Below are 18,091 nucleotides of genomic sequence, written 5' to 3'. Positions count from 1 at the left end.
CCTGTCTCGAAATGGGATGCTATCAGCTCATCATGGTTCTCGATAGACTCGCATCTATGTCTAGACGGCCCGCACTACGTGACCATGTGGCGACGATGATCATGGAGCGTGCGGCCGCGGTGTTGGCCGAGCGTGGCGACGCTGTGAGCATGACCGAGATCGCGAAGGCTGCGGACGTCGGCCGCGCGACGATCTATCGGTACTTCCCGACGCGGGACGCCTTGTTTGTCGCGATGGCTGATGCCGCGCTAGAAGACTTGGGGGCGCGAGTCGAAGAAGCGGGCCTGAACAACCTCCCGGTCGCGGAAGCGATCGCGCGAATCACCCGAGCGTTCATCGGAAGTGGCCAGTACGCCGCGCTATTGCGGGGGCAACGTGACGAGTGCCTGAGTTCGGCCGAGGTCGAGCGAAGAATCACCGAGCCGATCCGCGCGTTGCTTCAGCGAGGCATCGACAGTGGCGTGCTCCGAAACGACATGTCCGCGGACATGATGTTGACGATTTCCGGGGGCCTTCTGCAAGCGGGAATCACCTTGGCGATCAGCCTTGGTGGCGAGCAGGCCAGTGCGACCATCACGGCCGTTCTGCTCGACGGTGTCAGTACACGTGCGTGCGGTGGTTAGCGGAACTGCGGGCTGGCGAGTTTCAATCCGGATAGCGGTCGGCGTCAGAACAACCCGTCGCGGTGGCGTTGTTCGCGGTAAGCCGTGCGGCCGATGAGGTGGGCGACCACGGGGGCGGTGATGATGGTGAACAGGCCGGTGAGGACGAGCATCCAGACGTTGACGTCGTGGCGGATGTCGATGCCGGTGCCGACGAGGACCAGCATGAGGCCCACCACCTGGGGTTTGGTGGCCGCGTGCATGCGGGTGAGGGTGTCGGGGAAGCGGACGATGCCGATCGAGGCCGTGAACGCGAGCGCGCAGCCGGTCAGGATCAGCACCGCCGACACCCACTCCCAGGCGGTCATCGGTCGTCCCTGACCCGGAACCGGGTGACCGCGGCCGAGCCGAGGAAACCGACCAGCGCGAGCGCCACGATCGCCGGGATCACCGTGGTGTCGCCGCTGTAGGCGGCCCACACCGCGAGCCCGGAGGCGGAAATGGCCATCAGCGAGTCGATCCCGACGACCCGGTCGAGGGTGCTCGGGCCGGCGAGGACGCGGTAGCTGGTGATCACCGCGGCGGCGGTGAGCAGGACAGCGGCGATGACGGCGACGACGGTCACGGTTGCACCTCCGTGGGCCTGCGCCGTTCGCTGGGTCGTTCGAAGGCGTTGATCATCAGGTGCTCCAGGCGTCGGGTGGTGCGGTAGAACTTCGCGACAGCCTCGTCGCTGCCCACATCGAGCACGTGGACGTAGACAACGCAGCGCGGGCGGTCGAGTTCGAGGACCATGGTGCCGGGGATCAAGTTGAGGATGTCGGTACACATCACCAGTACCAGATCGGACTGAATGCCCAGATGTACGCGCAGCACGCCCGAGACCGGCGGACCACTGGGCCGGAGGGCGAACCAGGCGACCTGCAGACTGGACTCGAGCGCGTAATAGCTGCTGACAGCGAGCAATTCGAGAAATGACAGCGGATGGAAACGCCCGGCCACCGGCACCAGCGGCAATGGCAGCGCGAAGACCACGATCAGCGCGACCACGATGCCGCCGAGCACATTGGCGAGGCTCACCTCGCCCCAGAGCGCGACCCAGACGGCGGTGAGCCAGAGCAGGACGGCGAAACGAAGGACATTGTCGCGATTGACTATTCGGCTCATCGCAGCCCCGGTCCTAGTACCGAGTCGATGTAGACCGACGGGTCGTCGAGGTCGGCGGCGGCGCGTTCGGCGATACCGAGGATCGGCCCGGCGAACACGGTGAGCGCCAGCCCGGCGGTGACCAGGCCGATCGTGGCCAGCACCATCAGCACGGGCATCCGGCCGGGGTCGGTGCGGTCCTCGTAGTTCACGTCGGTCGAATCCTCCACCAGTGTCGGCAGATTCGCCGCGGTGAGATGACCTTCCGGCGCTTCCTCACGCGGTCGCCAGAACGCTTTGCTCCATACCCGCGCCACCGCGTACAGGGTGAGCAGGCTGGTGACCACCGACCCTCCGACCAGCACCCAGGCCAGCACGCTGCCGTCGGCGGCACCGGCTTCCAGTAGCGCTACCTTGCCGATGAATCCCGAAAACGGTGGAATGCCACCGAGATTCAAGGCGGGGATCAGGAACAGCACGCCGAGTAGCGGACTCGCGGTCGCCAGTCCGCCGATCCGGCGCAACGACACCGACCCGGCCTGTCGTTCGATCAAGCCGACGGCGAGGAACAGCCCGGTCTGCACCAGAATGTGGTGGGCCACGTAGAACACCGCGCCGGTCAGCCCGGCGGTGGTGGCCAGGCCGATGCCGAACACCATGTAGCCGATGTGGCTGACCAGCGTGAACGACAGCAGTCGCCGGATATCGGTCTGCGCGATGGCGCCGAGGATGCCGACGATCATGGTCGCCAGCCCGCACACCAGCAGGATGTTGTCGAAGGCGCCGTCGGGGAACCAGAGCGTGTGGGTGCGGATGATCGCGTACACACCGACTTTGGTGAGCAGGCCCGCGAACACGGCGGTGACCGGCGCGGGCGCGGTGGGGTAGGAGTCGGGCAGCCAGCTCGACAGCGGGAACACCGCCGCCTTGATGCCGAACGCCACCAGCAGCACCGCGTAGCAGGCGGTGCGCACGCCGCTGGGTGTCGCCTCCAGGCGCACGGCCAGTTGGGCGAGATTCAGGGTGCCGGTTGCCGCGTAGGTGAGGCCGATGCCGATCAGGAAGATCAGCGACGACACCATCGACACCATCACATACGCGATACCGGTGCGGATCCGTTCCTCGGTGGCGCCGACGGTGAGCAGCACGAACGAGGCGACGAGCAGAACTTCGAAGGCGACGAACAGGTTGAACAGGTCACCGGCCAGGAACGCGGTCGAGACACCGGCGGTCAGGATCAGGTAGGTGGGGCGGTAGATCGAGGTCGGCTGCTGTTCGTCGCCGTCGGAAATGTTCTGTCCCGCACCGTAGATCGACACCACGAGCAGCACGAACGCCGAGACCAGCAGCATGGCGGCACTGAGCCGGTCGACCACCAGCGTGATGCCGATCGGGGTGTCCCAGCCGCCCACCTGCACGGCGGTGGTGCCGTCGCGGTCGGCGAGATACAGCAGCAATCCGCTGATCACCAGCACCACCGCCAGCGCGGTCAGCGTGATCATCGCCTGCAGTCGTGGGCGGCGGCCGAACACCAGCGTGGCCGCGGCGGCGAGCAGCGGAACCAGCACGGGCAGTGCGGCGATGGCGGGCAACAGGTCGTGGGACAGGGTCACTGTTCGGGATCCTCCCGTTCGCGCCGGGCGGCGACCTGGGCGTCCTCGGGGTCGTTGGTCACGTCTTCGGTGGTGGTCAGCATGTAGGCGCGATAGGCCAGCGCGAGCACGAAAGCCGCCAGACCCATGGTGATCACGATCGCGGTGAGCACCATGGCCTGGGCGAGCGGGTCGGCCATGCCGTCGGGGGAGGTGTCGGAGCCGCTGAGGATCGGTGGTTTCCCATCCGGGCCGCCCATCGTGAGGATCAGCAGGTTCACCGCGTTGCCGAGCAGGATCATTCCGAGCAACATCTTCGACACCACCCGCTCGAGCAGCAGATAGACACCGCACGCGGTGAGCACGCCGATGGTGATCAGGAGGGCGAGATTGGCACTCATAGGAGTTCCTTGTCCAGGCGGGCACCGAGGCTGCGCAGCACGTCCAGCACCAACCCCACGATCACCAGGTAGACGCCGAGGTCGAAGAACATGGCGGTGACCAGTTTGATGTGGCCGAGCAGCGGCAATGTCACCTCGATGATCGCCGAGGACAGCGGGGGTGCGCCGAGTAGCAGTGAGGCGGTCGCGGTGCCCGCGGCGAGGGTGAGGCCCGCGCCGAGCAGGTGTCCGGCGTCGACCGGGAGTGCTTCGCCCAGTTCGTACTGACCGCCCGCGAGATAGCGCAGGGTCAGCGCGAGCCCGGCGACGAGGCCGCCCGCGAAGCCGCCGCCGGGCGCGTTATGGCCGGAGAAGAAGAAGTACACCGACAGCACCATGATGGTGGGAAAGACCAGGCGGGTGGTGATCTGCAGGACCATCGAGCGGTCGCGGCGATCGAGTAGGCGGGCGGCGGGCAGCCAGCTCACCTTGTCGGGGTCGTAGTTCGGTGAATCGACGGCGCGGGGTGCGCTACCGAAGCGGCGGTTGCGGAAGACCAGCGACGCCACCCCGGTCGCGGCGACGACGAGCACCGAGATCTCGCCGAGGGTGTCCCAGGCGCGGATGTCGACGAGCAGGACATTGACCGCGTTCTTGCCCGCGCCGATCCGATAGGCCGCATCGGGGATGGTCTGCCAGATCGGGTTGCCGTGCCTGGCGGCGATGGCGAACGCGGCGAGCACGGGAACGGTGATGCCGACGCCGATGGCCAGCAGTGCCCGGCGGAATTTGAATGCGGTGCCCTGGCTTTCGGCGATTTCGGCGGGGAAGGCACGCAGCACCAGCACGAAGACGACCAAAGTCAGTGTCTCGACCAGGAATTGGGTCAACGCCAGATCGGGTGCGCCGTGCAGCGCGAAGATCACGCCGCAGCCGTAACCCGTGACTCCGACGACGAGCACGCTGGCCAGCCTGTTGCGCAAGACCGTGGCGGCCAGCGCCATCGCGATCATGATCGCGCCGATCGCGGCCTGCAACGGTGAATCCCACAGTCGCAGTTGCACTCCCGTCCGCGTGCCGACGGCGAGCAGAATTGTCGGCAACACGATGAGCGTGCCGAGGATGGTGGCCTGGCTGACGGGCAGCGAACCGGACTGCACAGTTCCGGTGATACGCAACGACAATCGGTCCATCGCGCGCAGGGCCGCGTCGTAACCGCGATCGGCATTGCCGAGACGCGGATGCGCCGGTTCGCCGATCCGGCCGCGGATCAGGAACAGCGCGATACCGGCCGCGACGATCAGCACCGTCAGCCCGAGCGGTCCGGTGAAGCCGTGCCAGAGCGCGAGATGGGTATCGAGGACACCCGGCAGCGAGGACGCGTAGGGGCTCAACCAGCGATCGACGGCGGGCGCGGCGAGACCGCCTGCCAGCCCCGCCACCGCGAGTATCGCGGGCGGTCCGAGCAGCAGCGGGCCCGGAGCGTGCCAGGTGACCTCGCGCTCGGGGTTGGCGGTGACTCCGAAAGCGCCCCAGACGAATCGGATGCTGTAGGCCACGGTGAACGCCGAACCGACCGCGACCCCCGCGAGCAGGGCGATCCGCACCGGCGGACTCAGGATCTCGGCCGACCACAGCGCGCCGAGCGCCGATTCCTTGGCGACGAACCCGAGCAGCGGCGGCAACCCGGCCATGCTGAGCGCCGCCAGCACCGCGATCGCGCACAGCGCGGGCGCACGGCGACCCAGCCCGGACAGCCTGCGTAGATCCCTGGTGCCCGCGCCGTGATCGATGATGCCGACCACCATGAACAGACACGCCTTGAACAGCCCGTGCGCCACCAGCAGCGCGAGCCCGGCCAGCGCCGCGTCGGGCGTGCCGATGCCCATCATCATGATCATCAGACCCAGCTGGCTGACGGTGCCGAATGCCAGCACCAGCTTCAGATCGTGCACCTGGATCGCCCGCCACCCCGCGAGCAGCATCGTGATGATGCCAAGCGGCAGCAGCATGAGATGCCACGGCGGTGTCTGTGCGAGCGCGGGCGAGAGCCGGGCCACCAGGTAGATGCCTGCTTTCACCATCGCGGCGGCGTGCAGGTAGGCACTCACCGGCGTCGGCGCCGCCATCGCGCCGGGCAACCAGAAGTGCAGCGGCACGATCGCGGATTTGCTGATCGCCCCGAGCAGCACCAAGCCGACCCCGACCGACACCGCGCTCCCGGCCGGAACCGGGCTCGACAGGAGGTCCGAGAGCAGGAAACTGTCGTAGCGCAGCCCGAGGATCACGATCCCGACCAGCATCGCCAGCCCGCCCGCACCCGTCACCAACAGCGCCTGGATCGCGGCGCGTCGACTCACCGACCGTTCGGCGTAGTGGCCGACGAGCAGGAACGACAGCACCGTCGTGATTTCCCAGAACACGAACAGCAGCAACATGTTGTCGCTGATGACCAGCCCGAACATGGCACCGGCGAACCCGGTCAGCTCGGCCGCGAACACTCCGAGCCGGGCCTCGTCACGCTCGAAGTAGCGGCCGCAGTAAGCCAGGATCAACGCGCCGACGCCGAGCACCAAGGTGCACATCACCGCGGAGAGGGAATCGAAACGCAGATCGATGTCCATCGAGATCTGCGGTGCCCATTGCACATGCGTGCTGACGGTGTCGCCCCAGTGCGCGAACACCCAGCCGAGACTCCCAAGCGGGACCAGTGCCAGCAGGTAGAAAGCGTTGCGGCCGAGCACCCGTACACACAGCGGGGCCAGGAGGGCGGCCAGTGCGTGAACGAGCAGTACGGCTAACAACTCCCCCTCCGTCGGGTAGGTAGCGGTCGAGTAGCGCGCCCCGATCCTACGGGCGCGAGTGGGATGTTCGGCGGCACCGAGGTTGTTGGGTCGGCCATGTCGCGGGGGTCGTGGCTATTGCTGCGGCACTCGGGCGGGGGCGGGGCGGAGTTGGTAGAGCACGGCGAGTCCGGCTGCCGCTCCGAGGGTGATGGCCAGTGCGACCTGGCCGGGTACCCGTTCGGCGACGGCGTCGCTGCCGGTCGGCCAGTGTCGCTTCCCGGTGGGAATCGACCACAGGATCGAGGGCAGGAACAGCGCACCGAGGCCGAGCATGGCGCTCGGCAGGTAGGTGACCCGGGTCGAACCGACTGCGAAGCCGGTCACCCAGGTCAACAGCATCACCCCGGCGGGCCACTCGAACGGCAGCGGAAGGTACTCGGCCAACGCGGCGAACGCGCAGACCGCGCCCGCGCCGAGCAGCACGCCCCACGGCGTCGCCCAGCGCAGACCGGCCAGGATGGCAAGTACGCCGATGACGAGCACGAGCAGCAGATGCCAGCCGAGATTCGTCGAGTCACCGAGCGAATCGGCCGCCGCGGCCACGCTCACGGCGAGCAGCACACCGGTGCCGTCACGCCCTGGCAGCAGGAGGGCGGCTACGAACGCCGCGACAAGCGTGACGATCACGGCGATGGCGATCTGCCAGAAATTCCCTTTGCGCCCGTCGAACTCGCGGCCGAGCCATTCGGTGGCGATCAGCAGCGACAACGACAGCACGGTGGTGGCGATGATCGGGGTGATCGGCAGATCCGCCGCCATCCGCGGCACCGCGGGCAGCATGATGCCGTGCCGGTGGCGCACGGTGTTCACCGCGAGCAGCACCACCGCGGCGCCGACCAGCCAGAACGGGGTGTGCACGGCCTTGTCCGCCGTCGCCGAGGCGTTCGAGGTGAACACCGCGACCACTTCGCCGTAGACGAACACCACCACGATCCCGAGCCCGAAACCGACTGCGGACCAGCGCATCCGCCACGCGCAGATGCACAGCGCGCCGAACAGCACCCCGCCGAACAGCGAGTCGATGTAGTTCTGGGTGGTGAGTACGTCGGCGGAGATCATCGCCTCGCCGACGGCGTAGTTGATCGCCAAGGCGAGCGCCCCGGCCGTCGCGGCGAGCCAGACGAGTCCGGGCCGGGTGATCGGCCTGGCCAGTACGGCCACGACGACGGCGACGATGAGTCCGAGCGCCGCCGCGCGGGGGACGCTGTTGATCAGGCTGGTGACGCGGTACGGCGAGTCGATCGACGAGTCGTCACCGAAGGTGAACGGCAGGAACAGTGACATCCCCGCAGCCGCGGCCCCGGCGAACGCCGTAACCGCGTCCAGACCATCACCGATCTTGGGCACCGTGCCGACGATACCGGTGGCTACCCCTCCCACCTGGGATGTCGTGACCTGATCGCAAGGCGGCGCGTTCCGGCCGGGATCAGGACCTGCTGTCGGCGTAGCGGCGCAGCGATTCGACCTGGGCCGGATCGAGGGAAGGGCGCACGGTGGCACGGGCGGCGGCCACGTCCTCGGCGGTGACGTCGGCGGCGGCCATATCGCGGCGCAGTGCCGACAGCGCGGCCTCGCGGAGCAGGGCGGCGCAGTCGGCGGCGGAGTAGCCGTCGAGGTCTTCGGCGAGGGCGGCCAGGTCCACGTCGTCGGCGAGCGGAACCGAACGGCCTGCCGTGCGCAGGATCTCGAGGCGGGCGGGGCCGTCCGGCGGTGGGACGAAGACGAGGCGGTCGAGCCGGCCCGGCCGCAACAGTGCGGGGTCGATCAATTCGGGGCGGTTGGTCGCGCCGACCACCACCACATCGCGCAGCGGTTCGACACCGTCGAGTTCAGTGAGCAGCGCGGCGACCACCCGGTCGGAGACACCGGAGTCGCTGCTCTGGCCACGCCGGGGGGCGAGCGCGTCGACCTCGTCGAGGAAGATCAGCGACGGTGCCGAATCGCGCGCCCGCTGGAACAATTCACGCACCGCGCGTTCCGACGAACCGACCCACTTGTCCATCAGCTCAGCGCCTTTTACCGCGTGCACGCTGAGCTGGCCGGTGCCCGCCAGTGCTCGCACGAGGAAGGTCTTGCCGCAGCCGGGTGGGCCGTAGAGCAGGACGCCGCGGGGCGGTTCGACGCCGAGGCGGGCGAACGAGTCGGGGTGGCGCAGCGGCCACAGGACTGTTTCGGTAAGTGCCTGTTTGGTTTCGACCATGTCGCCGACGTCGTCGAGATTCAGCGATCCGATCGCCAATTCCTCTGTGCCCGAACGGGAAAGGGGCCGGATCACGTCGAGTGCGCCGATCAGGTCGTTCTGGGCGAGTTCGGGTTCGGTGTGCTCGCGACTGGCTCGGCCCGCAGCGTGCACGGCGGCTTCTCGGCACAGGGCGGTCAGGTCGGCGACGACGAAACCCGGTGTGCGCGAGGCGATCACGTCGAGGTCGAGTTTTCCGGCGGGTACTTTTCGCAGCAACTGTTCCAGCAGGGCGCGCCGAATCGCCGCTGTCGGCAGGGGCAGGGCCAGTTCGCGGTCGCACAGGTCCGGTGCCCGCAAGCGCGAATCCACCTGTGTCGGATGGGCGGTGGTGGCCAGCAGGGCGACGCACGGTTCGCGAACGGCGGCGCGCAGCTGGTCGAGGATGAGGGTGGCGACGGGCTCGGCCTCGGCGGGCAGCAGCGCGTCGATATCGGTGATCAGCAGCACGCCGCCCTGTCCGGTGGCGATATCGGCGACGGCTTCGGCGACCTCACGCAACCGGGTGCCGCTCTCGGTCGCGCCGACGCTCGGACCGTCGAGTTCGACGATGCGGCGCGGTGCGGCAACAGCTTTCGCGAAGGTGGCCTTGCCCACTCCGGCCGGACCGGTGATGAGCACGCCCAGATGTGCCGGTGCGCCAAGGGTTTTGAGCAACTCCGGCTCGTCGAGGGCAAGGCTCAACCACTCGGCCAGCTTTCCTGCTTGGCTCTGCACACCGGCCAGGTCCTCGATTTGAATCGGCACATTCCCCGAACTCACCTTCACGGCAACAGGTTCCGGAAGTCCCTGCTTGTTCGGCGACGGCGCGTCACGTGCCACCGCGTGCAGGGTCGCCGCCGCACCCGCGCCCCAGCCGACAGCCGAGTTCGGTTGCACGCTCACCGGTCCAGGCATGGGCTCGATCGCCGTCACGGTGAGCAATTCGGTGGTCCAGGCGATGCCGAAGGCGCGCGAGAGAGCCTGGGTGGCGGCCGAGGAACTGATGTCGGGTCCGAGGTCGCGGGGCAGCAGCGACACCGTGTCACCCACGGTCACCACCTTGCCGAGCAGTGCCTGGCGCAGGGTGGCCGCCGGAATGCTGGCCATCGCGTGCGCCGAGCCGCTCAGCGAGATCTGCTTGGCGCCGAACACCGTCACCGGGGCCACGGTCACCGCCGCGTTCTCCCGCAACCCCACATTCGACAGCGTCACGTCATCGAGCAGGGCCACCCCCGGCGGACTGCCGGCGGGTGCCTTCGCCACCACCGCCGCGGTCCTGCGCGCGCCGATCAGGGCGATGCCGTCCCATTCGCGCAGGCCGAGGGCGGTGAGCGTCTCGGGATGCAGACGCACCACCCCGCGACGGGCGTCGGCGGCGGAGGGGTTGAGCCGGGCGGTGAGCGAAAGTTCAGCCACCGCCCCATTCTGCCGCTTCCCGGCGCGATCAGGAATCGATAGGGCGACCGCAAGGTCAGGCGGCCATTCTGGCTGACATGACGAACTCTCGCCCCAAGTCGGTACGCTGCACCGGACGCGCCGGACGTGCCGGCGCCGCGATCTACCGGGGAAAGCAGCAGATGAACCGAATCTCCCTCGCCGTGCTGGCCGCCGGGGCACTGACCCTGACCTTGGTCGGCTGCGGGTCCGACGAATCCGCTGACGCGAGCGGGCTGCGCAAGGGAACGCCTGGCTCCAGCACAAGTGCACCCAGCTCCAGCGCGCCCGCCAAGCCCACTACATCGAGTGCCGCGCCGGCCGCGGTGACCGCCGACATCACCTGCGCGCAGTTCAAGACCCTCGACGCCGACGGCGAGAAGAAGGCGATCGATCTGATCCTCGCCGAGAACCCTGGCGGGGCGTTCGAGGGTAGTCCCAACGTGGCGCTCAGCACCGCGAAGCTGGTCTGCCTCGTGCCGAGCAACGCCGACAAGCCGGTCGCCGACGCCGGTGGGATGAAGCCGTAGTCAGCTGATCAACGACTGCCAGTCGGCGGGCACACGGGCGGCCGGTCCGGGAACGGACTGGTCGCTGGGGTGGCTGGTCGGCGGGGCGAGTTCGGGCCCGTCGCTGTACATCTCGCCGCTGGCGAAGTTGTAGAACCAGTCCTCGCCCGGTTCGTAGCTCTGCATGAACGGGTGCGCGGTGGCCTCGAAATGCTTCGTCGCGTGCTTGCTGGGGGAGCTGTCGCAGCAGCCGACGTGCCCGCATTCGGCGCAGCGGCGCAGGTGCACCCACCAGCCTCCGGTCTCGTCGCACTCGACGCAACCGGCGCCGCTGGGCGGCACGCTCGGATCGATTCCGGCCTCAGCCATCCTGACCTCCTGTAGTTGGTGTGCTCACATCCTCCGCCGCCGGATGCAACGGCAGGCGCACGATGAACCGCGTGTTGCCGGGTTCGGATTCGACCCGGATGTCACCGTTGTGCTTGTTCGCCACGATCCGGAAGGAGATATCGAGGCCGAGACCCGTGCCGTCGCCGACCGGTTTGGTGGTGAAGAACGGTTCGAAGATGCGACCACGCGCCTCGGCCGGAATGCCGGGTCCGGTGTCGCCGATTTCGACGGCGGCGCAGTCGTTTTCCTTGAAGGTGCGGATCGTCAGGGTGCCTTCGCCGCCCATGGCGTAGACCGCGTTGTCGATCAGGTTGGTCCACACCTGATTGAGTTCGGCGGCGAAGCACGGGATCGGCGGCAGGCTGCGGTCGTAGTCCTTCACCACGCGCACGCCGTCACCGAGTTTGCGGTTGAGCATCACCAGGGTGGAATCGAGCAGTTCGTGCAGGTCGACGACCTGATACGGCGCCCGATCCATCTGCGAATACTGCTTGGCCGCACCGACGAGGGTGGAGATGCGGGTGGTCGAGTCGAAGATCTCGTTCATCAGCAACTCGGTCTCGATGGTGTAGTTCAGCCAGCGCACCGCGCCCTCGAACACCGGGGTCTCACAGTTTTCCAGCGTCGCCGCGACGCCCTCGAGCCAGTCGGTATCCAGACCTGCTTGCACGAAGGTCGGCGCCAGGTTCCAGCCGTCGGCGATGCCGCGTTCGTCGAACCAATCCGCCAGCGCGTCTTCGCGATCGGACGCTTCCAGCGGGCTGAGGTCGGGTGCTTTGGCGACCCGATCGGCCGCCTGCTCCTGCATTTCGACCAGCTTCACCAGGGCCTCGGGCGGGAACTTGCCCTCGGCCATCATCTTGAGCTTGTGCCGCATCCCCGCCACGCGTTCGCGCAGGCCGGAGGTGGCGCGCACCGCGGCGGCGGCGGGATTGTTGAGCTCGTGGGTGAGCCCGGCCGAGAGCGAACCGAGGGCGAGCAGCCGTTCCCGTTCGGCGATCCGCTGACTCGACCTGCGCCCGCCGAAGAACGCGCCCTCGAGCAGGTGCACGGCCATCGGGAACCACTCGTGCATGATCCTGGCGAAATCGGCCGCGTCCATCACCAGGAAGCGCGACCGGCGCAGCACGTACATCGAGCCGTTGTAGTTCGGGTCCGCCTTGTCGCCAAGGTAGGCGGCCCAGGCGCCCGCGTAGACCCCGCGATGGTCGGTGCGGTTGGTCTCGATCTCCACGCCGCCGGACAGTTTCGTCAGCCGCACCTCGCCGTCGATCATCACGTAGAAGCAGGTCGCGGGTTCGCCCTCGCGGAACACCGGGCCCGGGTCGACGTACTCGATGCGCCCGACGGCGCACAGTTCGGCGAGCTGGGAGTCGTCGAGTTTCTCGAACAGGAACAGGGTGCGCAGTTCTTCCGGATCGCAGATCATCGAGTCCTCACTCACGCTGTCTCAATGGGCATGATCGGGCGGCCTGCGTGGTCACGCTCCGCTACCGCCTCCGGCCGCCGACCTCTCATGCCAGGTACCGGTGGACGAGCATGACCGCCATCGCGCCCTCGCCGACCGCCGAGGCGACCCGCTTGGCCGATTCGGCGTGTACATCGCCGGCGACGAATACGCCGGGGACGCTGGTCTCGAGGTGTTGCGGTGGGCGTGGCAGTTCCCAGCCGGGTGGGCGGGCGCCGTCGACCATCAGGTCCGGGCCGGCCAGCACGTATCCGGCGGCATCGCGGGTGACGACGCCGTCGAGCCAGCCGGTCTGCGGTGCGGCGCCGATGAAGAGGAACAGGCGTTGCGCGTCGACCTTGTCCTCGGTGCCGATGCTGTTGTCGCGCAGGATGATTCGTTCCAGGTGCGTATCGCCGTCGACGCCGACCACCTCGGTCTCGGTGTGCACGACGATGTTCGGGATCTCCGCGATCTGCTGCACCAGATAGTGCGACATCGACCGTTCCAGCGAGTCGCCCCGCACCACCAGGTGCACGCGACGGGCATTGCGCGACAAGAACACCGCGGCCTGCCCGGCCGAATTGGCCCCGCCGACGATGTAGACCTCCTGCTCGGCGCACTCGGCCGCCTCGGTCATCGCCGAGCCGTAATACACTCCGCGCCCGGTGAACTCGTCCACACCCGGCGCCGGATGACGTCGATAGTCCACACCGGTCGCGATCAAAACCGTATGCGCGCACAGCTTTCCGCCATCGGCGAACCGCACCGTGCGCGCCGACCCGTTGACCTCGAGAGCGACCACATCGCGCGTGGTGATGATCTCCGCGCCGAACTTCGCCGCCTGCCTGCGCGCACGATCGGCCAGCTGCGACCCCGACACCCCGTCCGGGAAGCCGAGATAGTTCTCGATCCGCGAGCTCTGCCCCGCCTGCCCACCGGTGGCCGTGCGCTCCACCAGCACCGTGCGCAGCCCTTCCGACGCGCCGTAGACCGCCGCGCCGAGGCCGGCGGGGCCGCCACCGACCACGATCAGATCGTAGAAGTCCCCACTGGGTTCGACAGTGAGACCGACGTTTTCGGCCAGTTCGCTGTCGGTCGGCTGGATCAGCGCGGTGCCCTCGGCGGTGATCACCACCGGACAGGTCAGCGGATCGGCGCCCGCCGCCTCGAGCAACCGGGTGCCCTCCGGCTCGTCGACCGGGTACCACCGATACGGCAATTGATTGCGCGCCAAGAACTCTCGCACCTGCGAAGACCGCGGCGACCAGCGATCGCCGACCACCTTGGTCTCGTACACCGGCCGCTGCTCGGCACTGCGCCACACGTCGAGCAACCCGTCGATCACCGGGTACAGCTTCTCCTCCGGCGGATCCCACGGCTTGAGCAGATAGTGGTCGAGATCGATCACATTGATCGCGTTGATCGCGGCATCGGTATCGGCGTACGCGGTGAGCAGCACCCGCCGCGCATACGGGTGCAGATCCATCGCCTGCTCGAGAAATTCGATCCCGTCCATGCCCGGCATCCGGTAATCGGCGATCAATACGGCCACCGGCTGCCCGCGCAGCTTCAACTCCCGCAGCGCCTCCAGTGCCTGCTGCCCCGAGTCGGCCCGCAGAATCCGGTAGTCGGCGCCGTACCTGCGACGCAGATCGCGCACGACAGCCCGGGAAACCCCTGGATCGTCGTCAACGCTCAAGATGGCCGGTTTGGTTACCGAGGGAGTGCTCACCTGAACGAGTATCCCCCTGCTGTGAGGTAGCCGTCAGAGCTGGTGGTGAAGCACCAGGTCTAGTTCGCTGGGGGTGAGCAGTCGTTCGAGGCGTTCCTCGCGTTTGAGGCGGGTGCCGCGTGGCACGAACGCGCTGGGGAGCGCGAAGGCGTCGTCCGGTCCGATGCTCGGCAGGAGCGGGACCTCGTTGATGTGCCTGCGTGGCAGGAGTGAGCGCAGTTTCACGGCCGATCACCTCGGGTTGACGACGGGAACGCTGGAGGCTGAGCTTCGTCGATCAGCTGAACGTCGGTAGCGAAAAGTTTGCCAGTATGTCCGAGTTGGTGCAACTGGGACAAGGTGGACACGGCGAGCCAACCGCTCGGTGGCCTGCTTCGTCGCAGGCCACCCCGGTTTTGCAAGATTTGCTGATCCAGCTATTTCCAGGCAGGAAGGGCGACAATCTGTGCCGCGTAGGACAGCCCGGCACCGAAGGCGATCAGCAGCGCGGTGTCGCCCGGCTTCGATTCGCCCTTGCGCAGCAGCGCCTCCATGGCGAGCGGGATCGAAGCTGCCGAGGTGTTGCCGGACTCCTCGATATCGTTGGCCAGCGCGCAGCTCTCCGGTAGCTCGAGCACCCTGGCCATGATCTCGATGATCCGGCCGTTGGCCTGGTGCGGGATCATCGCGTCGAGGTCCTCGGTGGTCAGGCCCGCGCGGTCGATCGCCTCGCGACAGACCTTCTCCAGTGAGTGCGCCGCCCAGCGGAACACCGCGGTGCCCTCCATCGTGAGGTAGGGGCGCACCGCGTCGGTGCCCTTCTCCTCGATCTCGGCGAAGAACTCCGACCAGTCCTTGGACTGGCGGATGGCGTGGTGCTGGGTGCCGTCCGAGCCCCACACGGTCGGGCCGATGCCCTGCTCGGCCGACGGGCCGACGACCACCGCACCCGCGCCGTCGGCGAACAGGAACGCCGTCGAACGATCGGTGAAATCGATGGCATCGGTGAGCTTTTCGACGCCGATCACCAGCACGTGGTTCGAGGTACCCGCGCGGACCAGGTCCGATGCCATCCCCACTGCGTGACAGAACCCGGCGCAGCCCGCCGAGACATCGAAGGCGGCAGAGCCGGTCATGCCGAGTTCGGTGGCGATGCGCGGGCCGATGGCGGGGGTGAGCAGCAGGTGCGTCGACGTCGCCACGATGACGCAGTCGATCTGATCCACCTCCACGCCCGCGGCGGCGATCGCGTCGCGCGCGGCGGCGACGCTCATGGACTGGATGGTTTCCTCGGCCGAGGCGAAGCGCCTCGACTTGATACCGGATCGGGTGAAGATCCACTCGTCGCTGGAGTCGATCGGCCCTGCGACCTCGTCATTGGTGACCACCCGGGCGGGGCGATAGACGCCCAATCCGAGGATCGCGGTGTGCTCAGCACCCGTCGTCTGGGCGATTCGAGCAGCCATTGTGCGTCTCCTATGTACCTGTCAACCTGCGGCAGCACCGCTGGGTGTACCTGAGCCATCGAAATCTGTCCCTCATCGCCCGTGACTCGTGTGTGGACAGCATGTGAACGCACAGAAGTGAGGCTTCCTCATGTTATAGACGTGAGGCGTCCTCATGTTAACGCGGATTGGCGAACGATGAGTGTCGATTGTCACAAGCGGATGGGGGTATATCTTGGAGACAAGGCGATTGCTCGCCGACCCTTCGAGGGATCGAGGACACCATGCTCGGACTCGGCATCATCAGTTGGATCATCATCGGCGGTCTGGCCGGTTGGATCGCGAGCAAGTTCATGAAGACCGACGCACAGCAGGGGATCCTGCTCAACATCGTCGTCGGAATCGTCGGCGGTCTGCTGGGCGGTTTCCTGCTGAGCCTGTTCGGCGTCGATGTGGAGGGTGCGGGCTGGATTTTCAGCTTCATCACCTGTCTGGCGGGCGCCTGCGTGCTGTTGTACCTGGTGAAGCTGGTCACCGGGCGTAAATCGGTCCACTGACCACAGGTGCTTGCCGCGGGCTTCCCGTAAGGTGTGATCGCTTGTAGTCATCACACGAAAGAGGGAGCCCGTGGCACGCCGCCCCACCCCGCCCGGCACGCCCGATACCACCGGCGTCGGACATGTCGTCGACTTGGTGCGGGCCGCTGTACCCCCACTCCATCCCGCCGGATTGCCGTTCGTCGCGGTGCCGTTGGCGGTGGCTGTCGTCGGCGGCCGCAACAAGTGGATCCGTCGCGCCGGTCTGACCGCCGCCGCCGCGTGCGCCGCCTTCTTCCGGCACCCACACCGCGTCCCACCGAACCGCCCCGGCATCGTAGTGGCGCCCGCCGACGGTGAGGTGGCGCTGGTCGACACCGCGGTACCGCCCGTCGAACTCGGACTCGGCGATCAGCCGCTGCCTCGCGTGAGTATCTTCCTTTCGGTGCTCGATGTGCACGTGCAGCGCGTTCCGGTGTCGGGCACCGTGCGCGAGGTGCTGCATCAGCCGGGCAAGTTCCTCTCGGCCGATCTGCCGGAGGCCTCCGACGCCAACGAGCGCAACAGCATGGTGATCGACACCGCCACCGGCAAGCAGGTCGTGGTGGTGCAGATCGCCGGACTGCTGGCCCGGCGCATCGTTTGCGATGCCCGCGTCGGCGATGTGCTCACCATCGGTGACACCTACGGCCTGATCCGCTTCGGGTCACGCGTGGACACGTACTTCCCGGTCGGCACCGAACTGCTGGTCGCCCCCGGGCAGCGCACGATCGGGGCCGAAACCGTCCTGGCTGTGCTGGGATGATCGAACAGGCGCGCTCGGCTCCGCGTAAGCGCCCCCGCTCGGTGCGATTGCTGCCGAGCGTCGTCACGATCCTCGCGCTGTGCGCCGGTCTGTCGGCGGTGAAGTTCGGCCTCGACGGCGAACTCGGCATCTCGCTGGCGATGGTCGGCGCGGCCGCCGTACTCGACACCCTCGACGGGCGCCTGGCGCGCATGCTCGACGCGACGTCGAAGATGGGCGCCGAACTCGATTCGCTGTCCGACGCCATCTCCTTCGGCGTCGCGCCCGCGCTGGTCATCTACGTGACCCTGCTCGACGGTTACAGCGCGGGCTGGATCGTGGCGCTGCTGTTCGCGGTGAGTCTGGTGCTGCGCCTGGCCCGCTTCAACACTCTGCTCGACGACGATTCCCGGCCGAACTGGGCACGCGAATACTTCGTCGGGGTGCCCGCGCCCGCAGGTGCGTTGATCGCGTTGGTGCCGATCGCGTTGAAGGTGCAGTTCGGCGACGGCTGGTGGGACGGTTTCGCCTTCGTAGCCGCCTGGACCATCTTCGCGGCACTGCTGTGTGTGAGCACGATTCCGACGCTGGCGATGAAGTCGGTATCGGTGGCGCCCCAAGCGGCAGCCGGTCTGCTGGTGCTGACCGCGCTCGCCGCCGCGCTGCTCGTGACGTATCCGATCGTGCTGCTGTTGATCCTGGTCGCGCTGTACCTGGCGCACATTCCGTTCGCGTGGCGGTCGGCTCGCTGGGTGGCCGCGCGGCCGGAAACCTGGCAGCACAAGCCGGCTGAGCGACGGGCACAGCGGCGTGCGCAGCGGAAGATGCCCGCGATCCGTCGACCGGCGATTCGTGGGTCCGCGCGGTTGCGTCTGCGTCGTCCGCGCAACGACGACTGATCAGCGATGGAGCGATCAACGCCCTCACCTGACCACGAGGGTTTTCGGCCGCCTCGGATCCGAGGGGCGAGACGGAACGCCGAAGGCGCAGTATCGCCCCTCGGATTCGAGGCACACGGGGCCGAAAACCCCGCGGCGCCAGCCGC

18 protein-coding genes are annotated in these 18,091 nt (G+C 67.7%); 5 read left to right on the top strand and 13 right to left on the bottom strand.

Features of this window, described 5'->3' with window-relative positions; translation table 11 throughout:
- Positions 1-95 precede the first annotated feature (95 nt).
- A complete protein-coding gene (locus tag ACFW6D_RS14120) occupies positions 96-623 on the top strand; it encodes a TetR/AcrR family transcriptional regulator (RefSeq protein ID WP_379328204.1) in 528 nt (175 codons plus the stop codon).
- Positions 624-667: 44 nt separating this feature from the next.
- Here the strand turns inward: ACFW6D_RS14120 and mnhG are convergent, their stop codons facing one another.
- From mnhG to ACFW6D_RS14080, 8 genes are all read right to left on the bottom strand, one after another.
- A complete protein-coding gene (gene mnhG, locus ACFW6D_RS14115) occupies positions 668-970 on the bottom strand; it encodes a monovalent cation/H(+) antiporter subunit G (protein ID WP_379328104.1) in 303 nt (100 codons plus the stop codon).
- Positions 967-1,227 carry a monovalent cation/H+ antiporter complex subunit F gene (locus tag ACFW6D_RS14110; RefSeq protein ID WP_379232826.1) on the bottom strand — a complete coding sequence of 87 codons (261 nt, stop codon included), beginning with the start codon at positions 1,225-1,227 and terminating at the stop codon, positions 967-969. The genes mnhG and ACFW6D_RS14110 overlap by 4 nt, the downstream gene beginning before the upstream one ends.
- Positions 1,224-1,769, bottom strand: coding sequence for a Na+/H+ antiporter subunit E (locus ACFW6D_RS14105; protein ID WP_379328102.1), 546 nt, complete (start codon positions 1,767-1,769; stop codon positions 1,224-1,226). Before ACFW6D_RS14105 ends, ACFW6D_RS14110 begins: the two co-directional genes overlap by 4 nt.
- The gene (locus ACFW6D_RS14100; protein WP_379328100.1) at positions 1,766-3,361 is read right to left on the bottom strand and encodes a Na+/H+ antiporter subunit D; all 1,596 of its coding nucleotides are present in this window, start codon (positions 3,359-3,361) and stop codon (positions 1,766-1,768) included. The genes ACFW6D_RS14105 and ACFW6D_RS14100 overlap by 4 nt, the downstream gene beginning before the upstream one ends.
- Positions 3,358-3,741 carry a Na(+)/H(+) antiporter subunit C gene (locus ACFW6D_RS14095; RefSeq protein WP_379232829.1) on the bottom strand — a complete coding sequence of 128 codons (384 nt, stop codon included), beginning with the start codon at positions 3,739-3,741 and terminating at the stop codon, positions 3,358-3,360. Before ACFW6D_RS14095 ends, ACFW6D_RS14100 begins: the two co-directional genes overlap by 4 nt.
- A complete protein-coding gene (locus tag ACFW6D_RS14090) occupies positions 3,738-6,524 on the bottom strand; it encodes a Na+/H+ antiporter subunit A (protein ID WP_379328098.1) in 2,787 nt (928 codons plus the stop codon). The genes ACFW6D_RS14095 and ACFW6D_RS14090 overlap by 4 nt, the downstream gene beginning before the upstream one ends.
- Before the next feature lie 114 nt (positions 6,525-6,638).
- The gene (locus ACFW6D_RS14085; protein ID WP_379328096.1) at positions 6,639-7,913 is read right to left on the bottom strand and encodes a hypothetical protein; all 1,275 of its coding nucleotides are present in this window, start codon (positions 7,911-7,913) and stop codon (positions 6,639-6,641) included.
- Positions 7,914-7,992: 79 nt separating this feature from the next.
- A complete protein-coding gene (locus ACFW6D_RS14080; RefSeq protein ID WP_379328094.1) occupies positions 7,993-10,203 on the bottom strand; it encodes an AAA family ATPase in 2,211 nt (736 codons plus the stop codon).
- 77 nt (positions 10,204-10,280) lie between these two features.
- Here ACFW6D_RS14080 and ACFW6D_RS14075 point away from each other — a divergent pair, with 77 nt between their 5' ends.
- Positions 10,281-10,751: a hypothetical protein gene (locus tag ACFW6D_RS14075; protein WP_379328092.1), complete on the top strand. Its 471-nt coding sequence runs from the start codon at positions 10,281-10,283 to the stop codon at positions 10,749-10,751.
- Here ACFW6D_RS14075 and ACFW6D_RS14070 read toward each other — a convergent pair whose 3' ends face one another.
- The 5 genes from ACFW6D_RS14070 to ACFW6D_RS14050 form a co-directional block, all read right to left on the bottom strand.
- Entirely contained in the window at positions 10,752-11,099 is a 348-nt protein-coding gene (locus tag ACFW6D_RS14070) for a UBP-type zinc finger domain-containing protein (RefSeq protein ID WP_379328090.1), read from the bottom strand. It abuts the gene before it with no gap.
- Entirely contained in the window at positions 11,092-12,549 is a 1,458-nt protein-coding gene (locus tag ACFW6D_RS14065; protein ID WP_379328202.1) for an ATP-binding protein, read from the bottom strand. The genes ACFW6D_RS14070 and ACFW6D_RS14065 overlap by 8 nt, the downstream gene beginning before the upstream one ends.
- Before the next feature lie 85 nt (positions 12,550-12,634).
- Positions 12,635-14,302 carry an FAD-dependent oxidoreductase gene (locus ACFW6D_RS14060; RefSeq protein WP_379328088.1) on the bottom strand — a complete coding sequence of 556 codons (1,668 nt, stop codon included), beginning with the start codon at positions 14,300-14,302 and terminating at the stop codon, positions 12,635-12,637.
- Between the two features lie 33 nt (positions 14,303-14,335).
- A complete protein-coding gene (locus ACFW6D_RS14055) occupies positions 14,336-14,527 on the bottom strand; it encodes a hypothetical protein (protein ID WP_358108533.1) in 192 nt (63 codons plus the stop codon).
- Between the two features lie 191 nt (positions 14,528-14,718).
- Positions 14,719-15,747 carry a beta-ketoacyl-ACP synthase III gene (locus tag ACFW6D_RS14050; RefSeq protein ID WP_379328085.1) on the bottom strand — a complete coding sequence of 343 codons (1,029 nt, stop codon included), beginning with the start codon at positions 15,745-15,747 and terminating at the stop codon, positions 14,719-14,721.
- Positions 15,748-16,010: 263 nt separating this feature from the next.
- On the opposite strand from ACFW6D_RS14050, the gene ACFW6D_RS14045 reads away from it, so the two are divergent.
- The 3 genes from ACFW6D_RS14045 to ACFW6D_RS14035 all read left to right on the top strand — a co-directional run bounded on the left by ACFW6D_RS14045 (position 16,011) and on the right by ACFW6D_RS14035 (position 17,945).
- Entirely contained in the window at positions 16,011-16,283 is a 273-nt protein-coding gene (locus tag ACFW6D_RS14045; RefSeq protein WP_379328083.1) for a GlsB/YeaQ/YmgE family stress response membrane protein, read from the top strand.
- A 70-nt stretch (positions 16,284-16,353) separates the two neighbouring features.
- Positions 16,354-17,067 (top strand): phosphatidylserine decarboxylase, encoded by a 714-nt coding sequence (locus tag ACFW6D_RS14040; RefSeq protein ID WP_379232848.1) that lies wholly within the window; start codon positions 16,354-16,356, stop codon positions 17,065-17,067.
- Entirely contained in the window at positions 17,064-17,945 is an 882-nt protein-coding gene (locus ACFW6D_RS14035; RefSeq protein WP_379232850.1) for a CDP-alcohol phosphatidyltransferase family protein, read from the top strand. The genes ACFW6D_RS14040 and ACFW6D_RS14035 overlap by 4 nt, the downstream gene beginning before the upstream one ends.
- Positions 17,946-18,091: the final 146 nt, after the last annotated feature.

The sequence above is a fragment of the Nocardia sp. NPDC058705 genome, assembly GCF_042749305.1.
Taxonomy (GTDB): Bacteria; Actinomycetota; Actinomycetes; order Mycobacteriales; family Mycobacteriaceae; genus Nocardia.
This window is presented reverse-complemented; position numbering and strand designations above follow the sequence as displayed.